The 6810-nt window shown below is 70.1% G+C and carries 7 protein-coding genes and 1 pseudogene; 2 read left to right on the top strand and 6 right to left on the bottom strand.

The window, feature by feature from the left end; genetic code table 11:
- The first annotated feature begins 513 nt into the window (after positions 1-513).
- Complete coding sequence (gene trpS / locus IEY89_RS29675; RefSeq protein WP_189150595.1) at positions 514-1536, top strand: tryptophan--tRNA ligase; 1023 nt, start codon at positions 514-516, stop codon at positions 1534-1536.
- Between the two features lie 21 nt (positions 1537-1557).
- Here the strand turns inward: trpS and proC are convergent, their stop codons facing one another.
- The 3 genes from proC to IEY89_RS29660 form a co-directional block, all read right to left on the bottom strand.
- On the bottom strand, positions 1558-2367 hold the full coding sequence (proC, locus tag IEY89_RS29670) for a pyrroline-5-carboxylate reductase (protein ID WP_189150594.1): 810 nt from the start codon (positions 2365-2367) through the stop codon (positions 1558-1560).
- Positions 2368-2597: 230 nt separating this feature from the next.
- Positions 2598-3404 carry an ABC transporter permease gene (locus IEY89_RS29665; RefSeq protein ID WP_189150593.1) on the bottom strand — a complete coding sequence of 269 codons (807 nt, stop codon included), beginning with the start codon at positions 3402-3404 and terminating at the stop codon, positions 2598-2600.
- Positions 3401-4198 (bottom strand): ABC transporter ATP-binding protein, encoded by a 798-nt coding sequence (locus IEY89_RS29660; protein ID WP_189150592.1) that lies wholly within the window; start codon positions 4196-4198, stop codon positions 3401-3403. Before IEY89_RS29660 ends, IEY89_RS29665 begins: the two co-directional genes overlap by 4 nt.
- A 3-nt stretch (positions 4199-4201) precedes the next feature.
- On the opposite strand from IEY89_RS29660, the pseudogene IEY89_RS29655 reads away from it, so the two are divergent.
- Positions 4202-4672, top strand: a pseudogene (locus IEY89_RS29655) (SulP family inorganic anion transporter); the annotation flags it as partial.
- An 86-nt stretch (positions 4673-4758) separates the two neighbouring features.
- Here IEY89_RS29655 and IEY89_RS29650 read toward each other — a convergent pair.
- The 3 genes from IEY89_RS29650 to IEY89_RS29640 all read right to left on the bottom strand — a co-directional run bounded on the left by IEY89_RS29650 (position 4759) and on the right by IEY89_RS29640 (position 6752).
- Positions 4759-5580 carry a class I SAM-dependent methyltransferase gene (locus tag IEY89_RS29650; protein ID WP_189150591.1) on the bottom strand — a complete coding sequence of 274 codons (822 nt, stop codon included), beginning with the start codon at positions 5578-5580 and terminating at the stop codon, positions 4759-4761.
- 203 nt (positions 5581-5783) lie between these two features.
- A complete protein-coding gene (locus IEY89_RS29645) occupies positions 5784-6341 on the bottom strand; it encodes an EamA/RhaT family transporter (RefSeq protein ID WP_189150590.1) in 558 nt (185 codons plus the stop codon).
- Between the two features lie 66 nt (positions 6342-6407).
- The gene (locus tag IEY89_RS29640; protein WP_189150589.1) at positions 6408-6752 is read right to left on the bottom strand and encodes an SH3 domain-containing protein; all 345 of its coding nucleotides are present in this window, start codon (positions 6750-6752) and stop codon (positions 6408-6410) included.
- Positions 6753-6810 lie beyond the last annotated feature (58 nt).

Raw genomic sequence — 6810 nt, 5'->3', positions numbered from 1 at the left:
CGGCGACTCCGACTCTATCAGATCCTTTCGGGCCTGATTCCCAGTCAGCGGGGCTTGTCCTCCCGACTGTTGGGCCGTTCCGACGGGTGAGACTTTAGCGGATTCCCTGCCTCCCGAGCCAATCGAGGGGTGCGTCCTTTCGAACGCGGATTCCTCATTCACGCATACGCATACCAATGACATGCCAGCGGGGCGACGACAAGTCGCCGACCGTTGCTTGGTACCTGCGGAATGGCTGTTCGGGGACCGACCGGGGTCGGCGCTCACGTCGAACAACTCGGAGAACACTACGTACGGGCCTGGGGCGTGTCAACTCGGTGTCGGAGGGGGCACGGGCCGCGTAGTCTCGTGGACGTGACTACGCATACGTACACCCAGCAGTGGTGGGCCGCCTGACGGCGGCCGTGCATACGTATGTATTCAACGGCCGCCGCCTCGGCGGCCGTTCTTGTTTCTCCCTCCAGAGAGTCGGCCGGCCGGGTGCGGTGGTCTCGACCAGGAGGTGGAGCAGAGATGACGCGGGTCTTCAGCGGGATCAAGCCGACCGGGCATCTGACTCTGGGGAACTATCTGGGGGCCATGCGGCGGTGGGCCGCGGTGGACCAGCACCGGGCTGACTCCCTGTTCTGCATCGTCGATCTGCATGCGCTGACCGTGGACCACGATCCCGCGCGCGTGCGCCGGCTCAGTCGGCAGGCGGCCACCCTGCTGCTGGCGTCGGGGCTCGATCCGGAGCTGTGCACCGTCTTCGTACAGAGTCATGTGGACGAGCACACGCGGCTGTCGTACGTGCTGGAGTGCGTCGCGTCCGACGGGGAGATGCGGCGGATGATCCAGTACAGGGAGAAGGCGGCGCGGGAGCGGGCGCGGGGCGGGAGTGTGCGGCTGTCGTTGCTGACGTATCCCGTGCTGATGGCGGCGGACATCCTGGCGTACGGGGCCGATGAGGTGCCGGTCGGGGACGATCAGGCGCAGCATGTCGAGCTGACCCGGGATCTGGCGGTGCGGTTCAACCAGCGGTACGGACAGACGTTCGTGGTGCCGCGGGCCACGCGTCCGGCGGTGGGGGCGCGGGTCATGAATCTTCAGGAGCCGACGTCGAAGATGGGGAAGAGCGAGGACGTCGGGCCGGGGATCGTCTATCTGCTCGACGAGCCCGATGTGGTGCGGAAGAAGGTCATGCGGGCCGTGACCGACAGCGGGCGGGATGTCGAGTACGACCCGGAGGGGCGGCCGGGGGTCGCGAATCTGCTGGAGATTCTGGCGGCGTGCACGGGTGGGGAACCGTCGGAGCTGGGTGGTGTGTATCAGTCGTACGGGGATGTGAAGAAGGACGTCGCGGAGGCCGTGGTCGAGGTGCTCAGGCCCGTGCGGGAACGGCACCGGGAGTTGTGCGCGGATCCCGGCTTCGTGGAGGGGGTGCTGCGGGACGGGGCCGAGAGAGCTCGGGCGATGGCCCGGCCGACCGTGGATGCCGCCTGTCGCGCGATCGGGCTGCTGCCTGCGGCTTCCGAGGTGGTGAACGCGACGCGGTAGGCGCGGTGGTGGTGGCCGGCCTCAGTTGTTGCCGGCGGCCAGGGCTCGGCTGCGGTCGCGGGCGGCTTCGAGGGCGGCGATGAGGGCGGCTCGTACGCCGTGGTTCTCGAGTTCGCGGATGGCGCTGATGGTGGTGCCCGCGGGAGACGTGACGTTCTCGCGGAGCTTCACCGGGTGTTCGCCGCTGTCGCGGAGCATCACGGCGGCGCCGATCGCGGACTGGACGATCAGGTCGTGGGCCTTGTCGCGGGGCAGGCCGAGCAGGATGCCTGCGTCCGTCATGGCTTCGACCAAGTAGAAGAAGTACGCCGGGCCTGAGCCGGAGAGTGCGGTGCAGGCGTCCTGTTGGGACTCGGGGACGCGGAGTGTCTTGCCGACGGCGCCGAAGATCTCCTCGGTGTGGGCGAGGTGGTCGGCGTTGGCGTGGCTGCCGGCGGAGATGACGGACATGGCCTCGTCGACGAGGGCCGGGGTGTTCGTCATGACGCGGACGACCGGGGTACCGGTGGTGAGGCGGGCCTCGATGGAGGTCGTGGTGATGCCTGCGGCTCCGCTGATGACCAGGCGGTCGGTGGGGACGTGCGGGGCCAGTTCGTCGAGGAGGGTGCCCATGTCCTGTGGTTTGACCGTGAGGATCAGGGTGTCGGCGGTCTTCGCTGCCTCGGGGTTGGTGACCGGGGTCACTCCGTAGCGGGTGCGGAGTTCTTCGGCTCGTTCCGGGCGGCGGGCGGTGACCAGGAGGTCGGCGGGGGCCCAGCCTGCTCGGATCATTCCGCTGAGCAGGGCTTCGCCGATCTTGCCGGTGCCGAGGACTGCGACTTTCTGGGTCATGGTTGCGGTGCCCTCCGGGGGTTGCGTCGTCCGGGGTCATCCTCGCATCGGGGGCGGGTGGGTGGGATGCGTGTCCGGTGGGCGGGATGTTTCTCGCCCCCGCCGCCCCTACCCGTCCCGTCCCGTTCCTGGGGGCTGCCGCCCCCAGACCCCCGCTTCGGCCCTGAAGGGGCCTCGTCCTCAAGCGCCGGACAGGCTGGAGTGCCTGGGCCTGGGCTGAAGAGGTGTTGTCACTGGGTTCGGCGGCGGAGGGTTGCCGCGCCCAGGGTCAGGACGAGCAGGGCGCAGGTCGCGACGATCAGGGTGTCCCGTACGAAGGTGGCTGTGATGTCCGTGTGGGTGAGGACCTCGTTCATGCCGTCCACCGCGTAGGACATGGGGAGCACGTTGGAGATCGCTTCCAGGACCGGGTGCATGTTGGAGCGGGGGGTGAAGAGGCCGCAGAGGAGGAGTTGGGGGAAGATCACCGCCGGCATGAACTGGACCGCCTGGAACTCCGACGACGCGAAGGCCGAGACGAAGAGGCCGAGGGCGGTGCCCAGCAGGGCGTCCAGCAGGGCCACCAGGAGGAGTAGCCAGGGGGAGCCCGTCACGTCCAGGCCCAGGAGCCAGACCGCCAGGCCGGTGGCCAGGGCCGACTGGACGATCGCGAGGGTTCCGAAGGCCAGGGCGTAGCCGGCGATGAGGTCGCCTTTGCCCAGGGGCATGGCGAGGAGGCGTTCGAGGGTGCCCGAGGTGCGTTCGCGCAGGGTGGCGATCGAGGTCACCAGGAACATCGTGATGAGGGGGAAGATCCCGAGGAGCGATGCGCCGATGCCGTCGAAGGTGCGCGCGCTGCCGTCGAAGACGTAGCGGAGCAGGAGCAGGAGCAGGCTCGGGAGCACGATCAGCATCGCGATGGTGCGCGGGTCGTGCCGGAGCTGCGCCAGGACCCGGATCGCGGTGGCCGTGGTTCGGGAGGCGTTCAGGGCCGAGGTGGACGTAGAGGTCGGGGTGGAGGCGGGGGTCGGGGTCGGGGTGACGGGTGCGGTGGTCACTGGGTCTGCTCCTTCTTTGTCGTCGACTTCTTCGCTTCGTCCACCAGGTGCAGGAACGCCGCTTCCACCGTCTCCGTCGCCGTGCGGGTGCGGAGGGCGTCCGGGGTGTCGTCGGCGAGGAGTTCGCCGTCGCGCATGAGGAGGAGGCGGTGGCAGCGTTCGGCCTCGTCCATGACGTGGGAGGAGATGAGGAGCGTCGCTCCGCGGGTGGCCGCGATGGTGTGGAAGAGGGCCCACAGGTCGCGGCGGAGGACGGGGTCCAGGCCCACCGTCGGTTCGTCCAGGACCAGGAGCTCGGGGGTGCCGAGGAGCGCCACCGCCAGGGAGACGCGACTGCGCTGGCCGCCGGAGAGGTTGCCCGCGAGGGCGTCGGCGCGGGTGGTGAGGTCCACGTCGGCGATGGCGCGGGTGACGTTCTCGTGGCGGCGTTCGGCGGCTGCGCGGCCGGGGTCGAGGATCGCGGCGAAGTAGGCCAGGTTCTGGCGGACCGTCAGGTCGTCGTAGACCGAGGGGGCCTGGGTCACGTAGCCGATGCGGGTGCGGAGGGTGGCGTGGCCGGCAGGGTGGCCGAGGACGTCCAGGGTGCCGGTGACCTTGGCCTGGGTGCCGACGATCGCTCGCATGAGGGTCGACTTTCCGCAGCCCGAAGGGCCGAGCAGGCCGGTGATCTGGCCGCGCGGAACGGTGAAGTCGAGTCCGCGCAGGACTTCGCGGGTGCCTCGGACGACGGTGAGGGCTTGGGCCTGGACGGCTTGGCCGGCCCCTCCTGGTGGCGGTTCACTGTAATTCATCATGCGATGAATAATGCTCTCGGTCCGGGGGCGCGTCAAGTACGGCGAGCGTTGGGGCACAGGCGCGTGGCGGGGTGCGTGGGCGTCGCCGTCGCCGTCGCCTCCGGTGTGCCGGCCGAGTTGGGCTGGTCAGCGGGACCGTGGGAGGGCTCGTCGGCGGAGGGCTGCCCGGGAGCGGCCTGCAGGTGAGCGGGCCGGCGGCGGGGCGCAGCGTGCTCGCGTACGAGGCCGCGCGGGCGTACGGGCGTACGGGCGTACGGGCTGGACGTGCTCGGTGTGCTTGTGTGTGCGGCCGGTGTGGTCCAGCTCGGGCTCGGGGCGTTACGGCGCGGGCGGTGGTTCCGGGCCGTGTCCGTGACGGTCGTCCAGAAAATGCTCGCCGGGATCGGGATCGTGCTGGTTGCCGGGCAGGTGTACGTCATGGGTGACGTGAGCCTCGGCGTTGCCTCAAGGGCGGGTGGTGCGGGTGGAGTTGCGCGGGCTTCGGCATGTGGATCACGCGTGCGCGGCGGCCCTGGAGGGGTGGGCCGCCGCGCGGGGGCATGAGGCGGTGGGGTGCGTGGTCAATGAGGGGTGGGGGTGCGGGCAGGGATCGGGATGGCTGGGGTTCTGGCTACCAGGAGGTCCACCTCGTAGGTCTCTTCGAGTGTTCCGGCCGGGAAGAGCTTGAGGAGGAGGTTGCGTTCTTCGGCCAGGAAGGCCGCGGTGGCCTCCTTGTCGTGGACCAGGAAGACCGAGTGGCTGCCGATGTTCGCCAGGTGGGTGTCGACCGGGACGCGGCGGCTCCAGCGGAGTTGGCGGCGGGCGAAGTCCAGGCGGCCCGAGGGGTCGGCGGTGCGGCGGGAGGCGGTGCCCTGCTCCGCGGCCACGTCGACGCCGAAGAAGTGCTGGATGCGGTTCGCCTGAGCGGCGATCCACGGGGTGTCCAGGGCGTATCTGTTCCACCACAGGGCGAGTGCGCCGCCCGGGCGCAGGACGCGGAGGGCCTCCGGGACGGCATGCGCCGGGTCGGTCCAGTGCCAGGACTGGGCGTAGGTGAGGAAGTCGACGGAGGCGTCGGCCAGGGGGAGTGCGTTGCCGTTTCCTCGGACGATCGGCACGTCGGGGAGGGTACGGCGGAACTGGGCTGCCATGCCGTCGCCGGGTTCCACGGCGATCACGTGGGCGCCGCGGGCGTGGAGGAGGGCGGTGGATATGCCGGTGCCGGCGCCGATGTCTGCGACGCGGGAGCCGGGGAGGGGGTTCGCGGCGAGGTGTTCCACGGCGTCGAGGAGGGCGGGGGGATAGGAGGGGCGGTTTTCGGCGTACTGGGCTGCGGCTGCGTTGAAGGAGGTGGCTCGGGAGGGGGTGAGGGGTTGTGTGCGGGGCTGGGGTGAGGCCGTCATGTGGTCATGGTGGCTCGGGGTGTTGGTGGGGGTGGGGGTTTGGGGAAGAGTTTTCTCGCCCCCGCCGTCCCTACCCGTCCCGTCCCATCCCGTTCCTGGGGGATGCTCCCCAGCCCCCCAACGGCCCTGAGCGGGCCTCGTCCTCGAAACTCCCCCACGGGGACCCCGGCCGGGCTGGAATGCCTGGGCCTGGGTCCTTGGTCCTATGGCCTTCGCCGCTTCGCCGGGTTTCCTGTTCGGCGCGTCGCGCGGCGGTCCTGTTGAGTGCGGGACGCCTCGTATTCCTGGCGGTGGAGGGATTCGCCGGGGGCCTCTTTGAGGGAGCGGAGGAAGTAGGCGGCCAGGGAGCCTACGAAGCCGATCGCCAGGAGGCCCCGGAGAGAGACCTGGCGTGCCGGGTCCGGGCGGGTGGTGAAGGCGCCCCAGGTGTGTCCGAACGCCAGTGCGGTGCACACCGCGAACATCACCAGTACCAGGAGAGTCACTACGCCTTCCACCTCCGCGACCCGCAGTCCCTCGTAGGCGAAGCGCAGGATCAGGCAGGATGCCACCGTCGCCGTCAGTGAGCCCGCGGCCACCCCCACCCGGCGGGCCGTGTAGCCGGCGTCGTGGTCCACCCAGGTCGTGCCGAAGAAGCGGATGGGCTCGGGGCGGGGATCCGGGCGGGTGCCGCCCGTCGGGCCCTTCGCGCCCGCCGTGCCTGCCGTGCCTGCCGTGCCTGCTGTGCCTGCCGTGCCTGCTGTGCCTGTCTTGTCGCTCACCGCTCGATTATCGCCAGCCGGGCACCGGCACCGAATGCCGGTGCCGGTGCCCGGGGCGTTAGGTGGTCAGGAGCAGCGCGCTGCCACGTAGCCGTCGCTGCCTGTCAGGACGTACGCGTCCGAGACGTACTCACCGTTGTCGATGTTGTCCCAGATGTTCGACGTGCCGTACGGGCCGGCGATCGCCTCGCCGGGGCGCTGGCAGTAAATCGGGATCCTGGCGCCCTCGGCGAGCACGCGGACGATGGTGTAGCCGGTGCCGGGGCCGCTGCGGACGTTGAGGCGGTAGCCGGGAGCGACCGAGTAGTAGCGGACGGACGTCGTCGCCGCTGCGGTCGCGGCTGCCGCTGTGGTGAGCGTCAGCTCCGTGACCTCGCCGGCCGTTCTCTCCCCGATGTGGCCTGTGGACATGAAAAAACCTCCCCCGTTGGACCCCCATGGCAGTCATGGGGTCCGGGTGATACCCCTG

The organism is Streptomyces lacrimifluminis (genome assembly GCF_014646095.1).
Lineage (GTDB): Bacteria > Actinomycetota > Actinomycetes > Streptomycetales > Streptomycetaceae > Streptomyces > Streptomyces lacrimifluminis.
This window is presented reverse-complemented; position numbering and strand designations above follow the sequence as displayed.

Bases quoted from the DNA above. Each gene is read 5' to 3' on its own strand.
- trpS (WP_189150595.1), top strand. From the start codon at position 514: ATGACGCGGGTCTTCAGCGGGATCAAGCCGACCGGGCATCTGACTCTG.
- proC (WP_189150594.1), bottom strand. From the start codon at position 2,367: ATGACCCAGAAAGTCGCAGTCCTCGGCACCGGCAAGATCGGCGAAGCC.
- IEY89_RS29660 (WP_189150592.1), bottom strand. From the start codon at position 4,198: ATGATGAATTACAGTGAACCGCCACCAGGAGGGGCCGGCCAAGCCGTC.
- IEY89_RS29650 (WP_189150591.1), bottom strand. From the start codon at position 5,580: ATGACGGCCTCACCCCAGCCCCGCACACAACCCCTCACCCCCTCCCGA.
- IEY89_RS29640 (WP_189150589.1), bottom strand. From the start codon at position 6,752: ATGTCCACAGGCCACATCGGGGAGAGAACGGCCGGCGAGGTCACGGAG.